Genomic DNA, 19,778 nt, shown 5'->3' with positions numbered 1-19,778 from the left:
GCTGCGGCGATTACGCAGCGTCAACACCCGCGGGTGCGCGGCGCGTTCCCGCCCCGGGTACGTGGCGCGTCCCGCCGCACCTCGTCGCCGGGGGCGCGGATCAGCCGACCAGACCGTCGGCCAGCTCTTCGCTGAGAGTGGATTCCGTGCTCGGGATCCCGAGGTCCTGGGCCCGCTTGTCGGCCATCGCCAGGAGACGGCGGATCCGTCCGGCGACGGCGTCCTTGGTCAGCGGCGGGTCGGCGAGCGCGCCCAGCTCCTCCAGGGAGGCCTGCTTGTGCTCCATGCGCAGCCGTCCGGCGGCCGCGAGGTGCTCGGGGACCTCCTCGCCGAGGATCTCCAGCGCGCGGCCCACCCGGGCGCCCGCGGCGACCGCGGCCCGGGCGGACCGGCGCAGGTTCGCGTCGTCGAAGTTGGCGAGCCGGTTGGCGGTGGCGCGTACCTCGCGCCGCATCCGCCGCTCCTCCCAGGCCAGCACCGATTCATGGGCGCCGAGCCGGGTGAGCAGCGCGCCGATGGCGTCGCCGTCCCGGACGACGACGCGGTCCACGCCGCGCACCTCACGGGCCTTCGCGGCGATGGAGAGCCTGCGGGCGGCGCCGACCAGCGCGAGCGCGGCCTCCGGCCCCGGGCAGGTGACCTCCAGGGAGGAGGAGCGGCCCGGCTCGGTGAGCGAGCCGTGGGCCAGGAACGCCCCGCGCCAGGCGGCCTCGGCATCGCAGGTGGCCCCCGAGACCACCTGCGGCGGAAGTCCGCGGATCGGACGGCCTCGGCCGTCGACCAGACCGGTCTGACGGGCCAGCTGGTCGCCGCCCGCCACCACCCGCACGACGTAGCGCGAGCCGCGCCGCAGCCCGCCGGGCGCCATCACGATCAGTTCCGAGCTGTGCCCGAAGATCTCGAGAATGTCCCGCTTCAGCCGGCGCGCCGCCATCGCGGTGTCCAGCTCCGCCTCGATCACAATCCGGCCGCTCACCAGGTGCAGCCCACCCGCGAACCGAAGAATCGCCGAGACTTCTGCCTTCCTGCAGCAGGTCCGGGTTACGGGAAGCCGAGAGATTTCGTCCTTCACCGCTGGCGTCATCGCCATGGGCCGATCCTTCCATGCATCCGAAAAATACGGTCGTACGCGGCGGCCAACAGCTCCGGGTCATGAATCGGATCGCCGTCGGGTGAGGCCACGGGCGCCAGCTCGACCGCGGCGCCGAGCCGTTTTGCGGCGTCGGCGAGGGACTCGCGGTCGGGCACGGCGGCCTCGTCGGCCAGCACCACGTCCAGGGCGAGTTTAGGGGCGTGTCGTCCCAAAACCTCCAAATGACGCTGCGGAGAGAAGCCATCTGTTTCACCGGGTTGCGGTGCGAGGTTCAGCGAGAGGACCTTCCGGGCCTTCGTTTCGATCAGTGCGTCCAGCAGATCGGGCACGAGCAGATGCGGAATGACCGAGGAGAACCAGGACCCGGGACCGAGGACCACCCAGTCCGCGTCCAGGACCGCCGCGACCGCCTCGGGCACGGCCGGCGGGTCGTGCGGGACCACGTGCACGGACTGGACCTCGCCCGGGGTGAGAGCCACGGTGGCCTGGCCGCGCACCGTGTCCACCCGGTCAGGATGGTCCGGGTCGTGCCCCTTGACGAGGGCCTGGAGCTCCAGCGGCACGGCCGACATGGGCAGCACCCGGCCGTGTGCGCCGAGGAGCCTGCCGACCAGGTCCAGGGCCTGGACGTGGTCACCGAGCTGCTCCCACAGGGCGACGATCAGCAGATTGCCGACCGCGTGTTCGTGCAGGTCGCCCTTGGACTGGAAGCGGTGCTGGATGACCTGGGCCCAGGTCTGGCCCCAGTCGTCGTCACCGCACAGGGCGGCCAGCGCCTTGCGCAGATCGCCGGGTGGCAGCACGCCCAGCTCCTCGCGGAGCCGGCCGCTGGATCCGCCGTCGTCGGCGACCGTGACCACGGCGGTCAGGTCGCCGGTGATCCGCCGCAGCGCGGTGAGCGAGGCGGACAGGCCCATGCCGCCGCCGAGCGCGACGACCTTGGGTTGTGCCCCGCGCTTGCGGCCCGACAGCGGAGCGCCTCTGCGCAGTCTGCGCAGACGCATGTTGCGACTGGTCACTCGCGCCCCATGTCCCGGTGCACGAGCACGGTCTCGATGCCCTCGGTGGCGAGCCGGGCGGCCAGCTTCTCCGACATGGCCACGGAGCGGTGCTTGCCGCCCGTGCAGCCGACGGCGATGGTCACGTACCGCTTGCCCTCACGGCGGTAGCCCGCGGCGACGAGCTGGAGCAGCTCCGTGTACTGGTTGAGGAACTCCTTGGCGCCCGGCTGGTCGAAGACGTACGCGGACACCTCCTCGTTGAGCCCGGTGAAGGGGCGCAGCTCGGGGACCCAGTGCGGGTTGGGCAGGAAGCGGCAGTCCACCACCAGGTCGGCGTCGACGGGCAGCCCGTACTTGAAGCCGAAGGACATCACGGTGGCGCGGAGCTCCGGCTCCTCGTCGCCCGCGAACTGGGCGTCCATCTTGGCGCGCAGTTCGTGCACGTTGAGGCTGGAGGTGTCGATCACCAGGTCGGCGTCGCCGCGCAGCTCGCGCAGCAGGTCGCGCTCGGCGGCGATCCCGTCGACGATGCGGCCGTCGCCCTGGAGCGGGTGCGGCCTGCGGACCGACTCGAAGCGGCGGACCAGGGCGTCGTCGGACGACTCCAGGAAGACGATCCGGCGGGTGACGCCCTTGGACTCCAGGTCGGCGAGGGACTCCCGCAGGTTGTCGAAGAAGCGGCGGCCCCGGACGTCGACGACGACGGCGATCCGTGCCACGTTGCCCTGCGAGCGGGCGCCGAGCTCCACCATGGTGGGGATCAGCGCGGGCGGCAGGTTGTCCACGACGAACCAGCCGAGGTCCTCCAGGCACTTCGCCGCCGTGCTGCGGCCCGCGCCCGACATTCCGGAGATGATCACCAGCTCCGGGATGGCCACCGTGCTGTCGCCCGTCTCGATCGGGGTGCCCGTACTCACGTCTGCTGCTCCGTCTGCTCGGTCTGTGCGGTCGTGCCCGTGTTCATTCTCGTGCTCGGTCATGTCGTGCTGCCCCCGTCGTCCTCTTCAATGATCTCTCCTGTGGCCGTGTTCACGGCGGGCGTGGCCGGGGCGGCCGCGGCGAGGGCGACAGCCACTGATTCCGCCGTCCTGCGGCCTATCCCCGGAACCTCGCAGATCTCGTCGATTGTCGCCTGCTTCAGCTTCTTCACGGAGCCGAAATGCTTGATCAACGCCTGTTTCCGGGTCTCTCCCAGGCCGGCGACCGCGTCCAGGGGGCTGGACCGGATGCGCTTGGCCCGTTTGGCGCGCTGGTAGGTGATGGCGAAGCGGTGTGCCTCGTCCCGGACGCGCTGGAGGAGGTAGAGGCCCTCGCTGGAACGGGGCAGGACCACCGGGTCGTCGTCGTCGGGCAGCCAGACCTCTTCCAGGCGCTTGGCCAGACCGCAGACGGCGATGTCGTCGATCCCCAGCTCGTCCAGCGCACGCTTGGCCGCGGCGACCTGGGGCTGCCCGCCGTCCACCACCAGGAGCTGCGGCGGGTAGGCGAACCTCTTGGGCCGGCCGTCGTCCTCACGGGGCTCGGCGGCCGGGTCCTGGCCGGGGCCGGCGGGCACGGGGCCCGTGGGAGCGGGACCGTCGGCGGCGGGGGCGGCTCCGGTGGGGGTGGCGGTGGCTCCGGTGGGAGCGGGGCCCTCCTCCCACTCCCCCGTGCGTTCCTTCTCCTGGAGGTAGCGCCGGAAGCGCCGGCTGATCACCTCGTGCATCGAGCGGACGTCGTCCTGTCCCTCGAAGCCCTTGATCTGGAAGCGGCGGTACTCCCCCTTGCGGGCCAGGCCGTCCTCGAAGACCACCATGGAGGCCACCACGTCGTCGCCCTGGAGGTGGGAGATGTCGAAGCACTCGATGCGCAGCGGGGCCGTGTCGAGGCCGAGCGCCTCGGCGATCTCCTCCAGGGCCCGGGACCGGGTGGTCAGGTCGGAGGCGCGCTTGGTCTTGTGCAGCCCGAGGGCCTGCTGGGCGTTGCGCTGGACCGTCGCCATCAGGTCCTTCTTGTCGCCGCGCTGCGGGATGCGCAGGCTGACCTGGGAGCCCCGGCGGCCGGCCAGCCACGCGGAGACCGCTTCGGGGTCCTCGGGCAGGGCCGGGACGAGGACCTCCTTGGGCACGGAGTCGCCGGTCTCCTCGCCGTACAGCTGCTGCAGGGCGTGCTCGACGAGGCCCGCGGTGTCGACGTTCTCCACCTTGTCGGTGACCCAGCCGCGCTGGCCGCGCACCCGGCCGCCGCGGACGTGGAAGATCTGGACGGCGGCCTCCAGCTCGTCCTCCGCGACCGCGATCAGGTCGGCGTCGGTGGCGTCGGCGAGGACGACCGCGCTCTTCTCCATGGCGCGCTTGAGTGCCTCCACGTCGTCGCGCAGGCGGGCCGCGCGCTCGTACTCCATCTCCTCGGCCGCCGCCATCATGTCCTTCTCCAGGCGGCGGATGTACGTGCCGGTGCGGCCGGCCATGAAGTCGCAGAAGTCGTCTGCCAGTTCCCGGTGCTCCTCGGGGGTCACCCGGCCGACGCACGGGGCCGAGCACTTGCCGATGTAGCCGAGGAGACAGGGGCGCCCGGTCCTGGCGGCGTTCTTGAAGACGCCGGCGGAGCAGGTCCGCACCGGGAAGACCCGGAGCATCAGGTCGACCGTCTCGCGGATCGCCCACGCGTGCCCGTACGGACCGAAGTAACGCACACCCTTCTTCTTGGCGCCGCGCATGACCTGGACGCGCGGGAACTCCTCGTTGAGCGTGACGGCGAGATACGGATAGCTCTTGTCGTCGCGGTACTTGACGTTGAACCGGGGGTCGAACTCCTTGATCCAGGAGTACTCGAGCTGGAGCGCCTCGACCTCCGTGGAGACGACGGTCCACTCCACGGACGCGGCGGTGGTCACCATCGTGCGCGTGCGCGGATGGAGGCCGGACAGGTCCTGGAAGTAATTGGCCAGGCGCTGGCGCAGGCTCTTCGCCTTCCCGACGTAGATCACCCGGCGGTGTTCGTCGCGGAATTTGTAGACCCCCGGGGAGTCGGGGATCTGTCCCGGCTTGGGGCGGTAGCTGGAGGGGTCTGCCATGGCTCCCACCCTACTGGCGGGCAGTGACAGCACGGCGTGCTCCTGGATGGTGCCGCGCTCCGGGACACGGGGTGGGGGCACGTGTCCCGGAGTGCGGGGTCATCGGGCGCGCACGGGTGGCGCGCTCACGCGGTCCTGCGGCGGTGGCGGGTGCGCAGGACGGTGACGCCGCCGAGGGCGAGTACGGCGACCGCGCCCGCGGCAACTGCGCCGGAGGCCGCGGTCACGGAGGTGCCCGTGGTGGTCACCGCGGTGGCGTCCGCGGCGATGGCGGGCCCTTCGGCGGTGGGCCCGTAGCCCCCGGCACGGCCGGCGCGGGCGTAGCCGGAACCGGGGAGCTTGTCCGCGTACGCGGCCCGTACCCGGGTGCGGTAGGCGGCCAGCGTGGTGCCGCCCGCTCCGACCGCACGCACGGCGTCCCCGTCCAGCGGCAGCACCCGGCTGCCCTTCTGTACGTACCAGGCGTCGATCTGCGGTTCCCGGAAGACGATGCCGCCGGGCAGTCTGCGGGCACCGGCGGCCGCGTACCGGGTCTCGTCGTCGCCGGTGGCGATGTTCACGACCTGCCAGCTCCCGTCCTTCCCCGGTTCGGGAAGCGTCCAGAGGGATGCTTTCCGGCCGTCCGAGGAGACCGCCGTACTGGCCAGGTAGTCCAGTGCGGCGACGGGCGCCCCGGGTTCTCCGGCGACGAAGGCCGCCGACAGGGTGCGGACCGGCACGGCCGCACCCTCGATCCGGGGCGCGGCCGCCGCCCTGGTGACGGCGCCCTCACGGGCGAAGAACCGGGACAGCGTGTTCAGGGTCGTGGCGTCGGTGGCCGCCTCGTGAGCCGCCGCCAGGGCCGCGGGGCCGGCCGAGGGTCCGGTGGCGGCGGCCGCCTGCGGGGCGACGGTCAGCAGAGCCGCACCGGCCAGCACGCCGGCCGCGGCCAGGGCCGCGGCCAGAGAACGTGCGGTACGGGTGGCGGAACGGGTCGCGGAACTGGTGGAGGTCATGCCGTCACGCCCCTATCCGGTAGAGCGAGTGGGTCCAGGAGAACTCGCTGTTGTTCACGTACCAGGCGTGCGAGGCCCAGTTGTAGCGGTTGCTGGAGGGCCAGGGATCGCCCCAGTAGACCCAGCTGTTCGCGTCGTCGTACCCGTACAGGACATGCATGTGGCCGCCGCCCGAGGACCACTGGATGCGGGTCTCCACCGGACGTCCGGCAGTGATCTCGGCCTGCACGGTCGGGTAGCGAAGCCAGCCGGTGACATACGAGCCGGGGTTGATGCCGGCCCAGTACAGACCGTCCTGGACGTTGCCGAGCGAGGCCTGCGAGTTGGGGCACTCGTAGCCCTGGGCGCGGCCGAACGCGGCGTTGCAGAACTGGTTCTGGCTGTAGTTCCGGCCGAACCAGGTGGCGATGGTGTTGCCGGCGGCGGCCCAGCACCAGTTCGACTTCTGCTGGGCCTGCATGCTGATGTTCAGCCTCTGGGCGGCGGCGAGGGTGCCTGTCGCGGTGGTGGTGGCGGCGGGGGACTGACCGGTGGCGGAGGCCGCACGGAACGGGTCGGCGGCGGTGGCGGCGTGGTGCTGCTGATCGGCGGCGGTGGCGGCCGCCGTGGGTGCGGCGAGCAGTACGGCGGCGAGTACGGCTGTCACCGACAGCCGTCCCGGCCGGACCCTTCGGTTGCGCATGGCGTTCCTCCCGTGGCGGGGGTGGGGGGTTCAAGGAGCGCGTCCGGACGCTGACGAGGAGCATCAACCGTTGTCGGGAACGGGTCAACACGCTTCAATGCGGGGGAACAGCGCGGTGTGAACGCCGGTGACGGGTGCGTGAACGCTCTCGCCCAGCCACCTGCGGCACCGCACCCGCCGGCACCGCCCGGCCGCCGCCCGTCGTGAACGTTCACCTGGAGGACGCATGCGGCACACCGAGGCCGAACTGGCGCAGGTGCTGCACACCGGCCCGTTCCATCTGGCGCTGCGCACCGCGCTCTCGGTGCGCGGACTGCCGCTCCAGCGGGTGCAGCACCATCTGGCGCATCGCGGTGTCAAGGTCGGCGTGACCAGCCTCAGTTACTGGCAGCAGGGCGCCCGCCGTCCGCAGCGGCCGGAGTCCCTGCGGGCCGTGAAGGCGCTGGAGGAGGTGCTGGAGCTGCCGGGGAACTCGCTGCTCGGGCTGCTCGGGCCCGGAGAGTCCGGCACCGAGACCGACCGCCCGCCGGCCCGCTCGTACCGCGCCCTGATGGAGGCCTCCGGGGCGGTGGAACGGCTGCTGGCGGCGATGGAGTCACCCTCGGACGGCGGGCTGCACACGGTGGGACATCAGGAGCGGGTACGGATCGGACCGGGCCGCCGGATGGAGTTCCGGAGCTCGCAGCACGTCGTGCGCGCCCATCGCGACGGCGTCGACCGCTATCTCGCCGTGTACCGCGGCGACCCCGGCTGCGATCCGTCCCGGGTCGCGGTGAGCGCACGGGAGAACTGCCGGACGGGGCGGGTCCGCTGGGATGCGGAGACGGGGGTGCTGGTCGCGGAGCTGCTCTTCGACACCCGGCTGCGGGCGGGTGAGACGTACCTCTTCGGCTACGGCTTCGAGGACGGTACGGGAGGGCCGTGCGGCGAGTACGTGCGCGGTTTCAGCTTCGGCGGCGGGCAGTACGTGCTGCAGGTCCGGTTCGACGAGGAGGCGCTGCCGGTACGGTGCCGGCGGTTCGCTCAGGTCTCGGCGGGAGCGCCGCGCGGGGCCCGGACCGACCTCACGCTCACCGGCCGGCACCGGACCGTGCATCTGGTGGAGCAGGGGGTGCGGCCCGGCCTGGTCGGCATCGACTGGGACTGGGACTGAGCCGGGCCCGCCGCGGGCGCCCGCTCGGGGGCGGGTCCGGCTGCCTGGTCCGGCTGGTCCGGTCCGGGTCACCCTGGCCCTCTGCGGGCGCCCGCTCGGGGGCGGGTCCGGCTGTCGGGTCCGGCTGGTCCGGTCCGGGGCCCGCGGTCAGGCGTCGGGGCCCGCGATGAGCTTTCCGCCCTCGACCTTGACGGGGACCGAGGGCAGCGGCACGGTCGCAGGGCCGTGGAGGGCCTTGCCGGTCGTGGTGTCGAAGAGGCTGCCGTGGCAGGGGCAGTGCCCCTCGTTCTTCTCGACCTTGTCCAGCAGACAGCCCGCGTGGGTGCACTGGGCGCTGAACGCCTTGTACTGCCCCTTGGCCGGGCAGCTGACGATGACGCGCTGCTCGCGGTAGAGCTTGGACTCGCCGACCGGGACCTCTTCGGGGGCGCCGAGCTCGACGGGCGCGGTCGGGGTCGGCGTCTCGGCGTGCCCGAGCTTCGACTCGGTCGAGCAGGCGGCCACTCCCAGCCCGGCGACGCCTGCGAGAGCGGCGCCCTTCAGCACGGTGCGGCGGGCGGTGGGCTGGCCGGACATGCGGTCTCCACGGGTCAGAGGGGTAGAGGTGCCAGGGCTGCCCGGGGCGCCTGGGCGGCGGGAGCGGCGGTGACGTATCCGACGATACCGGCGGAGCCGGACGCCCTCGCGCGCGGGCCGGTCACCCGCGGTCGTGCCTGGTCAGGGCGGTACGGGACGCGGCGGGCCGAGCGTGGCGCGGACGCGCGCCACGGGCGGGGCCGGTCGCGGGTGGGGCCGGTCGCGGGTGGGCGGGCCCGCGTCGGGCGCGGGCGGGCAGGGCGGGACGCAGTGAGGTGGCGGTCCCCCGGGAGGGGCCGCCACCTCGCACCGCGTGATCGCGGTGTGTCAGGCCTTGCGCGCGCGGGTCGCCTTCTTGGCCGCGGGCTTCTTCGCCGCTGCCGTCCCGGTGGACTTCGCCTTGGCCGTGGTGGCCTTCGCCGTCGCCGTCTTCCGCGCGGGGGCGGACTTCGCGGCGACCGCCTTCTTCGCGGCCGCCTTACGCACCGGCTTGCGCGCCGTGGGCACGGCCGCCTCGCTGACCCGGTCCGCGTCCAGGATGCCCTGGAGGAACTTCCCGGTGTGGCTGGCGGGCACGCCCGCCACGAACTCCGGGGTGCCCTCGGCGATGACCAGGCCGCCGCCGTTGCCCCCCTCGGGGCCCATGTCGATGACCCAGTCGGCGGTCTTGATGACATCGAGGTTGTGCTCGATGACGATCACCGAGTTCCCCTTGTCGACCAGGCCGGACAGCACCTTGATCAGCTTGGAGATGTCCTCGAAGTGCAGACCGGTGGTCGGTTCGTCCAGGACGTAGACCGTGCGTCCGGTGGACCGCTTCTGGAGCTCGCTGGCGAGCTTCACCCGCTGCGCCTCGCCGCCCGAGAGCGTCGGCGCGGACTGGCCGAGCCTGACGTATCCGAGACCGACCTCGTTGAGCGTCCGCAGGTGGCGCGCGATGGTCGGGACGGCCTCGAAGAACTCCAGGCCCTCCTCGATCGGCATGTCCAGCACCTCGGCGATGGACTTGCCCTTGTAGTGGACCTCCAGGGTCTCCCGGTTGTAGCGCGCTCCGTGGCAGACCTCGCACGGGACGTACACGTCCGGCAGGAAGTTCATCTCGATCTTGATGGTGCCGTCGCCGGAGCAGTTCTCGCAGCGGCCGCCCTTCACGTTGAAGGAGAACCGGCCCGGCAGATAGCCGCGGACCTTGGCCTCCATCGTCTCCGCGAACAGCCGGCGGACGTGGTCGAACACGCCCGTGTACGTCGCCGGGTTGGACCGGGGCGTCCGGCCGATGGGCGACTGGTCGACGTGCACCACCTTGTCGACGAGGTCGTCCCCGTCGACCCGGGTGTGCCGGCCGGGCACCGACTTGGCGCCGTTCAGCTCGCGGGCCAGGTGGGTGTAGAGGATGTCGTTGACCAGGGTCGACTTCCCGGAGCCGGAGACGCCGGTCACGGCGGTCAGCACGCCGAGCGGGAAGGCGACGTCGATGTCCTGGAGGTTGTTCTCCCGGGCGCCGTGGACCGTGAGCAGGCGCGAGGGGTCGACGGGGCGCCGGATCTCGGGCATCGCGATCGACTTCTTGCCGGTCAGATACTGACCGGTGATCGACTTGTCGTTGGCCAGCAGCTCCTTGAGCGATCCGGAGTGGACCACCTTGCCGCCGTGCTCGCCCGCGCCGGGGCCGATGTCGACGACCCAGTCGGCGACCTTGATGGTGTCCTCGTCGTGCTCGACGACGATGAGCGTGTTGCCCATGTCGCGGAGCCGGACCAGGGTCTCGATCAGCCGGTGGTTGTCGCGCTGGTGCAGGCCGATGGACGGCTCGTCCAGCACGTACAGCACGCCGACCAGACCGGAACCGATCTGGGTGGCGAGCCGGATGCGCTGCGCCTCACCGCCGGACAGGGTGCCGGCCGCACGGTTCAGCGAGAGGTAGTCCAGGCCGACGTCGACCAGGAACCTCAGCCGCTCGTTGACCTCCTTGAGCACCCGCTCGGCGATCTTCTTGTCGCGGGCGTTCAGCTTCATCCGGCCGAGGAACTCGGCGCACTCGCTGATCGACATCGCGGCGACCTGCGCGATGGACTTCTCCATCACCGTGACCGCGAGGACGATCGGCTTGAGCCGGGTGCCCTCACAGGTCGGGCACGGCACCTCGCGCATGTAGCCCTCGAAGCGCTCCCGGCTGGAGTCGCTCTCGGCCTCGGAGTGCCGCCTCTTGACGAACTGGACCGCGCCTTCGAAGGAGGGCGTGGTGTAGGCGCGCTCGCGCCCGTACCGGTTGCGGTAGCGGACCTCGGTCTGGATCTTGTGGCCGAAGAGCAGGGCCTTCTTGGCGCGCTGCGGGAGTCCGGCCCACGGAATGTCCGTACGGAATCCGAGGGCCTCGGCCAGGGCGTTGATCTGGCGGCCGAAGTACTCCTTGGTGTGACCGTGCGACCAGGGGTGGATGGCGCCCTCGTCGAGGGACTTCTCCTCGTCCGGGACGATCAGCTCCGGGTCGACCTCCATCCTGGTGCCGATGCCCGTGCAGTCGGGGCAGGCGCCGAAGGGGCTGTTGAAGGAGAAGGAGCGCGGCTCCAGCTCCTCGAAGGAGAGGTCGTCGTACGGGCAGTAGAGGTGCTCGGAGTACATCCGCTCACGCTCCGGGTCGTCCTCAGGGAGGTCGACGAAGTCGAGCACGACCATGCCGCCGGAGAGGCCCAGCGCGGTCTCGACCGAGTCGGTCAGCCGGCGCTTGGCGCTGTCCTTCACCGTGAGGCGGTCGATGACCACCTCGATGGTGTGCTTCTCCTGCTTCTTGAGCGTGGGCGGCTCGGAGAGCTGGATGGTCGCGCCGTCGACCCTGGCCCTGCTGTACCCCTTGGTCTGCAGGTCGGCGAAGAGGTCGACGAACTCGCCCTTGCGCTCACGGACCAGCGGCGAGAGCACCTGGAAGCGGCTGCCCTCGGGCAGGCCGAGGACCTTGTCCACGATGGCCTGCGGCGACTGGCGCGAGATGGGACGGCCGCACTCGGGGCAGTGCGGCTTGCCGATCCTGGCGAAGAGCAGCCGGAGGTAGTCGTAGACCTCGGTGATCGTGCCGACCGTCGAGCGCGGGTTGCGCGAGGTCGACTTCTGGTCGATGGAGACGGCCGGCGACAGACCCTCGATGAAGTCGACGTCCGGCTTGTCCATCTGGCCGAGGAACTGCCGTGCGTACGAGGAGAGGGACTCCACGTAGCGCCGCTGCCCCTCGGCGAAGATCGTGTCGAACGCGAGCGACGACTTGCCCGACCCGGAGAGCCCGGTGAAGACGATGAGGGAGTCGCGGGGGAGGTCGAGCGAGACGTTCTTGAGGTTGTGCTCGCGAGCGCCACGGACGATGAGACGGTCGGCCACGCCGGTCCGCACCTTTCTAGAGAGAAGCGGGGGAACTGAGCCCCTGCCCCAGGGTATGGGGGGTGCTACAGCGATGTACGAAGCTTTCGACTTCGAGCGTATAGCACGCGCATTCGATTTACGGACGGCTGAGGACTCCTTCACCCGAATGAGTGGCCGACGCTAGGCTCGGGCCATGACTGATCATGTGCACGACCTGGCCGCATTGCGGCAAGCGACCGACCGACTGCTCAGCGCCACGGAGAAACTGGACGACGCGGCGCTCGCCGAACCGTCGCTTCTCCCGGGCTGGAGCCGGGGTCATGTCGTCGCGCACCTCTCACGTAACGCCGACGCGCTGGTAAATGTTCTCCAGGGCCGGCCCATGTACGCAGACAGCGAAACCCGCGACGGCGACATCGAGCGCGACGCGCCCCGGGCGCAGGCGGAACAGCTCGCCGACCTGGCCGCGAGCGCGGACCGCTTCGTGACGGCCGCCGCGGCCCCCGCCGACTGGTCGCGCACCGTCGAACTGCGCAACGGTGTGACGGACTCGGCCTCCCGGATCCCCTTCCGCCGCCGCGTCGAGGTCGAGCTGCACCACGTCGACCTGGGGATCGGCTACGAGCTGGAGGACCTGCCGGACGATTTCACCGCCCGCGAGATCGACTTCCTGGCGGAGCGCTTCGCCGGGCACGCCGCGGTCGTGTCGACGGGCCTGGCCGACGACCGGGGCCGGACCTGGACCACCGGCGGCGGCGCGGAGGGCGGCCCCGTGGCCGTCCGCGGCACGGCTTCCGAGCTGCTCGCATGGCTCAGCGGCCGGCGTGACGGATCCGCTCTGACCGTCAACGGCGGGCCCCTTCCCGCACTGCCCCCGCTATAGGCTGAGAGACATGACGTACAGCGGAACGGTCAAGGTCGGCGGGCGTGCGGACGTACACGAGCTGACGGATCTGATGATCTCCAAGGTCGCCGTCGGCCCGATGAACAACAACGCCTATCTCCTGCGCTGCCGGGCGACCGGCGAACAGCTCCTGATCGACGCGGCGAACGAGGCCGCGACCCTGCTGACGCTGATCGGCGACGACTCGATCGCCTCGGTCGTCACCACCCACCGGCACGGCGACCACTGGCAGGCGCTGGGCGAGGTGGTCGCGGCCACCGGTGCGCGTACGTACGCCGGGCGGTTCGACGCCGAGGGGATTGCGGTCCCGACGGATGTGCTCGTCGAGGACGGCGACACGATCAGGGTCGGGCAGGTCGCGCTGACCGCCCGCCATCTGACCGGCCACACCCCGGGCTCGATCGCGCTCGTCTACGACGACCCGCACGGCGCTCCGCACCTGTTCACCGGGGACTGCCTCTTCCCCGGCGGGGTCGGCAACACGTTCGGCGACGCGGAGGCGTTCGTGAGCCTGCTGCACGACGTGGAGACCAGGCTCTTCGACCCCCTCCCCGACGAGACGTGGGTCTACCCCGGACACGGGCACGACACCACACTCGGCGACGAGCGCCCGCGGCTGCCCGAATGGCGCGCGCGGGGCTGGTGACGACGGCGGGGGGGTGTGGGCGCGCGATCCGCGCGCCCACACCCCCCGCCCCCGCTCAGGCGTCTATGCCGGCGCCCTTGTCCGCGGGATCCGCGGCCTTGCCCGCCTCCGCGGCGGCGTCCGCCCTTTCCTGCTTCTTGTTGGCGATCAGGCTGGTGATGGTGGTGATCACCAGCACCCCGCAGATGACGCCGAGCGAGACCGGGATGGAGATCTCGGGGACGTGCACCCCGGACTCGTGCAGCGCGTGCAGGACCAGCTTGACGCCGATGAAGCCGAGGATGACCGACAGCCCGTAGCTGAGGTGGACCAGCTTCTTGAGCAGACCGCCGATCAGGAAGTACAGCTGCCGCAGCCCCATCAGCGCGAAGGCGTTGGCGGTGAACACGATGTACGGGTCCTGGGTCAGGCCGAAGATCGCGGGGATGGAGTCCAGCGCGAACAGCACATCGGTGGTGCCGATGGCGAGCATGACGACCATCAGAGGGGTCAGGACGCGCTTGCCGTTGACCCGGATGAAGAGCTTGGTGCCGTGGTACCGGTCGGCGACACCGAAGCGGCGCTCGATGGTCTTGAGGAGGCGGTTCTCCTCGAACTCGTCCTCCTCCTCGCCGGCCCGCGCCTCCTGGATGAGCTTCCAGGCGGTGTAGATCAGGAACGCGCCGAAGATGTAGAAGACCCACGAGAAGTTGGCGATGACCGCGGCGCCGGCGGCGATGAAGACCGCCCGGAGAACCAGCGCGATCATCACACCGACGAGCAGCACCCGCTGCTGGAGGTGGGAGGGCACCGAGAACTTCGCCATGATCAGCACGAAGACGAAGAGATTGTCGACGCTCAGCGACTTCTCGGTGATGTAGCCGGCGAAGAACTCGCCCGAGGCCTGGGTCTCACCGAAGGCGAGCAGCCCGAGCCCGAAGAGTACGGCCAGCGCGATCCAGACGATCGTCCAGATTCCGGCTTCCTTGGTCGACACGTCATGAGGCTTGCGCCCGATGAAGAAGTCGACGGCGATGAGGGCGCACAGACCAAGAATGGTCAGCGCCCAGAGGGTCCATGAAACGTCCACTGCGCCTCCGGCAGTTCGCTACGGCTACTGATCAGCGTCGTCGCTGCCGGAGGTCTCTTCCACCCGGGCGCACGGGATGCGCGCTGGGCCGGCGCCCCGGGACCGGTCACAGTCCGTACTGACGGGCACGCCGCGATCGGGAGTACTCCCCTCCGCCCAATGAACAGTACAGGGAATACCAAGGAAAGGTAAAGAGAAGGGTAAAGATGCTCCAAAACACCAGGTGGGAGTGGGTGTGGACAATCGGCCCAGGTCGGCGGTTCAGCGATGTCCGGTGCGCCGCGCGGCGGCCACACGTTCCAGAACCTGCTCCAGCACACGGCTGCCGGGCGGCGTCCCGGGCGGCTCGTACGTCCAGGCGTGACCGACCCAGGGGTCGGCCAGATGGTCGTCGGCGACCGGGGTGACGCGGAGCAGCGACCGCCACAGAGGGTCGAGCACCGGACCGTACGCCGAGGCGTCCTCCCGGTCCGCGACCATCATGAGATGCACGCCGACGGCAGGCCCCTCGTCGGCGAGGTAGCGCAGTTGCGTGACGGCACGGTCGTCGAAGCCGTGCGGGAAGTCGTTGACGATCAGCAGCTGCTCGGCCGGGTCCAGGTCGGGCGGCAGCGAATCGGCGGCTCCGGCCCTGATCGCCATCTGCACGAGGTCGACGCGCCGGGTGAGGTGGGCGAGGACCGAGGACACTCCCCCGGGGCCGGAAGCGGGCGGGCTCGCCAGTACCCCGGCACCGACCAGCGGGGCCAGCGCCGCGGCACCGGAGCCCGCCGGATCGATGACATGGACCGAGAACTCGTTCGGCGGGTAGACGGCGAGCATCCGCGCCGCGTGCAGGACGGCGCTCTCCATGGCCAGCCGGCGCAGCTGGTGGGCATCGGTCAGGGCGGCGGCCTCGGACGCCGTGCGTCCGCTGTCGATCCACATCCCGCGCTCCAGCGGCAGCCGGACGAGCAGCGGAATGCTCAGCCCGCTGCTCTCCGGCAGATGGAGGTCGCCGATCCGCAGGGCCATGGGGATCTCCATCGGGACGCGGTAGGCGTGCCAGACGGGGTTGTCCCAGCCCGCGTACGCGGCGGGCAGCGCGGGCTCCACCACGGCCGACTCGGCGGCGAGCTGAGCGAGGTCGCGGTCCAGGGCCTCGCGGGCCCGGCCGGTCAGTTCGTCGCGCTTGGCCCGGGCCTGCTCGCGGGCCCGGTCGCCCGCGCCGCCGATCCGGCTGCGCGGATCCGACAGGGTCCGCTCCAGCTCCTGGTCCATCCGGGACTCGGCGAAGTCGACGGCGCTGCGGTACGCGGCGGTGGCCCGGGCCAGGTCCTCGAACATGCCCCAGACCTGGTTGTAGAGGCGCTCGTCCATCGACCAGCCGGTCGCGTCCCCGGCGACGGGGGTGGCGGGCCTGCCGGGCTGGGCGGGCGGCGCGGCGGGCGGAGGCGGCGGGGGTGCGGTCGCCTGGCGGCGGGGGTGCGCGTAGTCGATGGGGCCCCCGGCGGAGGGCGCTGCGGGGGTGATCGGGGTGGCGGGCGCGGAGGACGGCGAGGAGGGCTCGTCCAGGGGCTCGGGCTGCGGGGCCGCCTGGGGCCGTCCGGCGCCCTGGGGCGACGCGGGATCTCCTGCGTGTCGGACCCGGCCGCCCTCCGGGGTCCGGGGCGGGGGCGGGGTCACCGAGCGGGCCAGACCGCGGGCGACGGCTTCCTGGATCGCCCTCGCCAGTTCGGCCGCTCCGGCGACGCCCTGGTCGGCGAGCATCGCGGCGAGACCGCCGGCGTAGCCCTGACCGACCGCGCGGACCTTCCAGGCCCCCTGCCTGCGGTAGAGCTCCAGAGCGGCGACGGCCGACTCGCTGTCCAGACCGGTCAGGGTGAAGGTGGCGATCTCCGTGCCGTCGAGTCCGGTGACCGCGACGAAGGGCGAGGCCACGGTCCCGAACCGGGTCGGGCCGCCCGCCTCCAGCGGCAGCGCCAGCAGCACGGTGACCCGGTGCACCGCATCGGGCAGGGCGTCGAGGTCGACCGCGAGCCGGTGCTCGGCCGCGGCCTGCCTGGACACCTCCAGGCCCGGCAGCTGCGGGGAACCGGGGTGGGCTATCCACTCGACGCCGTGCACGGTGCCTTGCTCGTCCCCGAGCGTGGCACCGGCCACGACGGGCGCGCCGGCCGAAACCCGGATCTCCAGACGGGTCTGGGGCAACGTGTGGTTCTGCCCCCGGACCAGCTCGGCCGTCATTGCCCTGTCCCCTCGACGAGTTGCTGCTGCGCGATGCGATGTCGTGCGTGGTGCGGCACCCGCGGTGCCGGTGCCGCGATGCGGTGCAGCTCCCGGCGGCCGGTGCCGCCGGGAGCTGCGCGTCGTGCTGCGGACCCGTGGGTCCGGCCGTGCCTACAGGTGCGGCAGGATCGCCGGCATGAGGTCCTGGAAGGTGCGGCCGTTGGCCGGGGTGCCGATGGCGGTCATCGCCCACCCGCTCCCCGAACGGCTGACCTTCGCCATGATCTGGGCGGTGTACTGCCCGCCGCCGTCCAGCGTGTAGCGGGCGAGCTCCTGGCCGTTGGTCTCGTCCACGATGCGGCAGAAGGCGTTCTGCACCTCCTGGAACGTCTGGCCGGTGAAGGAGTTCACCGTGAAGACGATCTGGTCGATGTGGACCGGCACCCGCTGGAGGTCGACCAGGATCGCCTCGTCGTCGCCGCCCGAGCCGGCGCCGCCGACGAGGTTGTCCCCGGTGTGCTTGACCGAACCGTCGTCGCTGACGAGGTGCCGGAAGAACACGACGTCGACCGGCTGCTTGTCGGCGAACAGGACCGCCGAGGCGTCCAGGTCGATCTCCCGGGTGCGCGAGCCGAACAGACCGCGGCGCGGAGCCGCCTGCCAGCCGAGCCCCATCCGTACCGCGGTCAGGGTCCCCCCGTCGCTCTTCTGCAGGCTGATGGCCTGACCCTTGGTCATATTGACCGTCACGCGCTGTCCCCTCTCCGCTGTCCCCGCAACCGTCCTTGCGCGGTTTTCCAGCACCCTACGCATTCGCGCCACGGGCACAGCCCCCCAGGGCCGTTTTGTGTCGGTCCTGCAACACATCGGGCGGCGAGAGGTCAGGCCAGACCCGCCTCCCGCATCTGGCGCAACTCCTTCTTCAACTCCCCCACCTCGTCACGCAGCCGGGCAGCCACCTCGAACTGCAGGTCGGCGGCGGCCGCACGCATCCGGTCGGTCATCTCCTCGATGATCCCGGCGAGCTCGGCGGCCGGGCGGTCGGTGACCGCCGCCTCGTCCTTTCCGGACTTCCCCTTCGCGCCACCGGCCTTGATGCCCAGCGTGGGCACCGGCGCCTTGGTCCCCTTGGTCTGGCGGTAGCCCGTGCCGAGGAGCTGCTCGGTGTCGACCTCCTCGCGGGCGATCGTCGCGACGATGTCGTTGATCTTCTTGCGCAGCGGCTGCGGGTCGAGTCCGCGCTCGGTGTTGTACGCGATCTGCTTCTCGCGGCGCCGGTTGGTCTCGTCGATGGCCTGCGCCATCGCCGGGGTGACCTTGTCCGCGTACATGTGGACCTGCCCCGAGACGTTGCGGGCCGCGCGTCCGACGGTCTGGATCAGCGAGGTGGCCGAGCGCAGGAAGCCCTGCTTGTCGGCGTCGAGGATGGCCACGAGCGACACCTCGGGCAGGTCGAGCCCCTCGCGCAGGAGGTTGATCCCCACCAGGACGTCGTACTCGCCCGAGCGCAGCTCCCGCAGCAGCTCGATACGGCGCAGGGTGTCGACGTCGCTGTGCAGATAGCGGACCTGGATGCCCAGCTCCAGGAAGTAGTCGGTGAGGTCCTCCGACATCTTCTTGGTGAGGGTGGTGACCAGGACCCGCTCGTCCTTCTCGGTGCGCTTGCGGATCTCGTGCACCAGGTCGTCGATCTGGCCCTCGGTGGGCTTGACGACGATCTCCGGGTCGACGAGGCCGGTGGGCCGGATGATCTGCTCCACGAAGCCGTCGCCCCGGGAGAGCTCGTACTTGCCGGGGGTCGCGGAGAGGTAGACCGTCTGGTTGATCCGTCCGAGGAACTCCTCCCACTTCAGCGGGCGGTTGTCCAGGGCCGAGGGCAGCCGGAATCCGTGGTCGACGAGGGTCCGCTTGCGGGAGGCGTCGCCCTCGTACATCGCGCCGATCTGCGGGACCGTCACGTGCGACTCGTCGAGGACGAGGAGGAAGTCCTCGGGGAAGTAGTCGAGAAGGGTGTGGGGGGCGGTGCCGGGGTCGCGGTCGTCGAAGTGCAGCGAGTAGTTCTCGACACCGGAGCAGGTGCCGATCTGGCGGAGCATCTCGATGTCGTACGTCGTACGCATGCGGAGCCGCTGGGCCTCCAGCATCTTGCCCTGCTTCTCCAGCTCGGCGAGGCGCTGCTCCAGCTCACGCTCGATGCGGCCGACCGCCTTCTCCATGCGCTCGGGGCCCGCCACGTAGTGGCTGGCGGGGAAGACGTGGAGCGACCGGTCCTCGCTGATGATCTCGCCGGTGAGCGGATGGAGCGTGGAGAGGGCCTCGATCTCGTCACCGAACATCTCGATGCGGACGGCGAGCTCCTCGTAGACCGGGAAGATCTCGATGGTGTCCCCGCGCACCCGGAAGGTGCCGCGGGTGAACGCCAGGTCGTTGCGGGTGTACTGCATCTCGACGAAGCGGCGCAGCAGCTGGTCGCGGTCGAATTCGTCGCCCACCTTGAGCTGGACCATCCGGTCCACGTACTCCTGCGGGGTGCCGAGACCGTAGATGCAGGACACGGAGGCGACCACGACGACGTCGCGCCGGGTGAGCAGCGAATTCGTGGCGGAGTGGCGGAGCCGCTCGACCTCCTCGTTGATCGAGGAGTCCTTCTCGATGTAGGTGTCCGACTGCGGGACGTAGGCCTCGGGCTGGTAGTAGTCGTAGTACGAGACGAAGTACTCGACCGCGTTGTTCGGCAGGAGCTCGCGGAACTCGTTGGCCAGCTGGGCGGCGAGGGTCTTGTTGGGCGCCATCACCAGGGTGGGGCGCTGGAGCTTCTCGATCATCCAGGCGGTGGTCGCCGATTTGCCGGTGCCGGTCGCGCCGAGCAGCACGACGTCCTTCTCACCTGCCCGGACACGCCGCTCCAGCTCGGCGATGGCCGCCGGCTGGTCGCCGCTGGGCTGGTAGGGACTGACGACCTCGAAAGGCGCCACCGAACGTTCGATCTTCGAAACGGGCCGCATGCAACCACCGTACGACCCCCCACTGACAACGGGGCCGGGT

General features: G+C 71.1%; 15 protein-coding genes. 3 read left to right on the top strand and 12 right to left on the bottom strand.

Annotated features, from left to right (window positions below; genetic code table 11):
- Nucleotides 1–100: 100 nt before the first annotated feature.
- From whiA to ACIQMX_RS22555, 6 genes are all read right to left on the bottom strand, one after another.
- A complete protein-coding gene (whiA, locus tag ACIQMX_RS22580) occupies nucleotides 101–1,090 on the bottom strand; it encodes a DNA-binding protein WhiA (protein WP_024494235.1) in 990 nt (329 codons plus the stop codon).
- Nucleotides 1,081–2,112, bottom strand: coding sequence for a uridine diphosphate-N-acetylglucosamine-binding protein YvcK (yvcK, locus tag ACIQMX_RS22575; protein WP_363075718.1), 1,032 nt, complete (start codon nucleotides 2,110–2,112; stop codon nucleotides 1,081–1,083). The genes whiA and yvcK overlap by 10 nt, the downstream gene beginning before the upstream one ends.
- On the bottom strand, nucleotides 2,109–3,074 hold the full coding sequence (gene rapZ / locus ACIQMX_RS22570) for an RNase adapter RapZ (RefSeq protein WP_363075720.1): 966 nt from the start codon (nucleotides 3,072–3,074) through the stop codon (nucleotides 2,109–2,111). The genes yvcK and rapZ overlap by 4 nt, the downstream gene beginning before the upstream one ends.
- Nucleotides 3,071–5,149, bottom strand: a complete 2,079-nt coding sequence (gene uvrC / locus ACIQMX_RS22565) for an excinuclease ABC subunit UvrC (RefSeq protein WP_402480544.1) — start codon at nucleotides 5,147–5,149, stop codon at nucleotides 3,071–3,073. Before uvrC ends, rapZ begins: the two co-directional genes overlap by 4 nt.
- A gap of 125 nt (nucleotides 5,150–5,274) precedes the next feature.
- Complete coding sequence (locus ACIQMX_RS22560; RefSeq protein ID WP_402480542.1) at nucleotides 5,275–6,144, bottom strand: hypothetical protein; 870 nt, start codon at nucleotides 6,142–6,144, stop codon at nucleotides 5,275–5,277.
- Nucleotides 6,145–6,148: 4 nt separating this feature from the next.
- Nucleotides 6,149–6,826 (bottom strand): papain-like cysteine protease family protein, encoded by a 678-nt coding sequence (locus ACIQMX_RS22555; protein WP_402480540.1) that lies wholly within the window; start codon nucleotides 6,824–6,826, stop codon nucleotides 6,149–6,151.
- Nucleotides 6,827–7,052: 226 nt separating this feature from the next.
- On the opposite strand from ACIQMX_RS22555, the gene ACIQMX_RS22550 reads away from it, so the two are divergent.
- Entirely contained in the window at nucleotides 7,053–7,979 is a 927-nt protein-coding gene (locus ACIQMX_RS22550) for a hypothetical protein (RefSeq protein ID WP_363075728.1), read from the top strand.
- A 147-nt stretch (nucleotides 7,980–8,126) separates the two neighbouring features.
- Here the strand turns inward: ACIQMX_RS22550 and ACIQMX_RS22545 are convergent, their stop codons facing one another.
- Together ACIQMX_RS22545 and uvrA are read right to left on the bottom strand one after the other, a co-directional pair.
- On the bottom strand, nucleotides 8,127–8,555 hold the full coding sequence (locus ACIQMX_RS22545) for a Rieske 2Fe-2S domain-containing protein (RefSeq protein WP_363075730.1): 429 nt from the start codon (nucleotides 8,553–8,555) through the stop codon (nucleotides 8,127–8,129).
- 327 nt (nucleotides 8,556–8,882) lie between these two features.
- Complete coding sequence (uvrA, locus tag ACIQMX_RS22540) at nucleotides 8,883–11,924, bottom strand: excinuclease ABC subunit UvrA (RefSeq protein WP_402480536.1); 3,042 nt, start codon at nucleotides 11,922–11,924, stop codon at nucleotides 8,883–8,885.
- Nucleotides 11,925–12,099: 175 nt separating this feature from the next.
- Between uvrA and ACIQMX_RS22535 the strand changes: the two genes are divergently transcribed.
- A complete protein-coding gene (locus ACIQMX_RS22535) occupies nucleotides 12,100–12,789 on the top strand; it encodes a maleylpyruvate isomerase family mycothiol-dependent enzyme (RefSeq protein WP_402480533.1) in 690 nt (229 codons plus the stop codon).
- A 10-nt stretch (nucleotides 12,790–12,799) separates the two neighbouring features.
- Nucleotides 12,800–13,456: an MBL fold metallo-hydrolase gene (locus ACIQMX_RS22530; protein ID WP_363075736.1), complete on the top strand. Its 657-nt coding sequence runs from the start codon at nucleotides 12,800–12,802 to the stop codon at nucleotides 13,454–13,456.
- A 55-nt stretch (nucleotides 13,457–13,511) separates the two neighbouring features.
- Here ACIQMX_RS22530 and ACIQMX_RS22525 read toward each other — a convergent pair whose 3' ends face one another.
- The 4 genes from ACIQMX_RS22525 to uvrB form a co-directional block, all read right to left on the bottom strand.
- Entirely contained in the window at nucleotides 13,512–14,525 is a 1,014-nt protein-coding gene (locus ACIQMX_RS22525; RefSeq protein WP_402480530.1) for a TerC family protein, read from the bottom strand.
- 261 nt (nucleotides 14,526–14,786) lie between these two features.
- Nucleotides 14,787–16,751 carry a TerD family protein gene (locus ACIQMX_RS22520; protein ID WP_402480527.1) on the bottom strand — a complete coding sequence of 655 codons (1,965 nt, stop codon included), beginning with the start codon at nucleotides 16,749–16,751 and terminating at the stop codon, nucleotides 14,787–14,789.
- Between the two features lie 153 nt (nucleotides 16,752–16,904).
- Entirely contained in the window at nucleotides 16,905–17,483 is a 579-nt protein-coding gene (locus ACIQMX_RS22515) for a TerD family protein (RefSeq protein ID WP_363078580.1), read from the bottom strand.
- Nucleotides 17,484–17,614: 131 nt separating this feature from the next.
- Nucleotides 17,615–19,738 carry an excinuclease ABC subunit UvrB gene (uvrB, locus tag ACIQMX_RS22510; RefSeq protein ID WP_363078578.1) on the bottom strand — a complete coding sequence of 708 codons (2,124 nt, stop codon included), beginning with the start codon at nucleotides 19,736–19,738 and terminating at the stop codon, nucleotides 17,615–17,617.
- Between the last annotated feature and the right edge of the window lie 40 nt (nucleotides 19,739–19,778).

It is taken from the genome of Streptomyces sp. NPDC091416 (genome assembly GCF_044756845.1).
Classification (GTDB): domain Bacteria; phylum Actinomycetota; class Actinomycetes; order Streptomycetales; family Streptomycetaceae; genus Streptomyces.
The sequence above is the reverse complement of the archived record's forward strand: the minus strand, read 5'-3'. Positions and strand labels throughout refer to the sequence as shown.

Bases quoted from the DNA above. Each gene is read 5' to 3' on its own strand.
- whiA (WP_024494235.1), bottom strand. From the start codon at position 1,090: ATGGCGATGACGCCAGCGGTGAAGGACGAAATCTCTCGGCTTCCCGTA.
- rapZ (WP_363075720.1), bottom strand. From the start codon at position 3,074: ATGACCGAGCACGAGAATGAACACGGGCACGACCGCACAGACCGAGCA.
- uvrC (WP_402480544.1), bottom strand. From the start codon at position 5,149: ATGGCAGACCCCTCCAGCTACCGCCCCAAGCCGGGACAGATCCCCGAC.
- ACIQMX_RS22560 (WP_402480542.1), bottom strand. From the start codon at position 6,144: ATGACCTCCACCAGTTCCGCGACCCGTTCCGCCACCCGTACCGCACGT.
- ACIQMX_RS22555 (WP_402480540.1), bottom strand. From the start codon at position 6,826: ATGCGCAACCGAAGGGTCCGGCCGGGACGGCTGTCGGTGACAGCCGTA.
- ACIQMX_RS22550 (WP_363075728.1), top strand. From the start codon at position 7,053: ATGCGGCACACCGAGGCCGAACTGGCGCAGGTGCTGCACACCGGCCCG.
- ACIQMX_RS22545 (WP_363075730.1), bottom strand. From the start codon at position 8,555: ATGTCCGGCCAGCCCACCGCCCGCCGCACCGTGCTGAAGGGCGCCGCT.
- ACIQMX_RS22535 (WP_402480533.1), top strand. From the start codon at position 12,100: ATGACTGATCATGTGCACGACCTGGCCGCATTGCGGCAAGCGACCGAC.
- ACIQMX_RS22530 (WP_363075736.1), top strand. From the start codon at position 12,800: ATGACGTACAGCGGAACGGTCAAGGTCGGCGGGCGTGCGGACGTACAC.
- ACIQMX_RS22520 (WP_402480527.1), bottom strand. From the start codon at position 16,751: ATGACGGCCGAGCTGGTCCGGGGGCAGAACCACACGTTGCCCCAGACC.
- uvrB (WP_363078578.1), bottom strand. From the start codon at position 19,738: ATGCGGCCCGTTTCGAAGATCGAACGTTCGGTGGCGCCTTTCGAGGTC.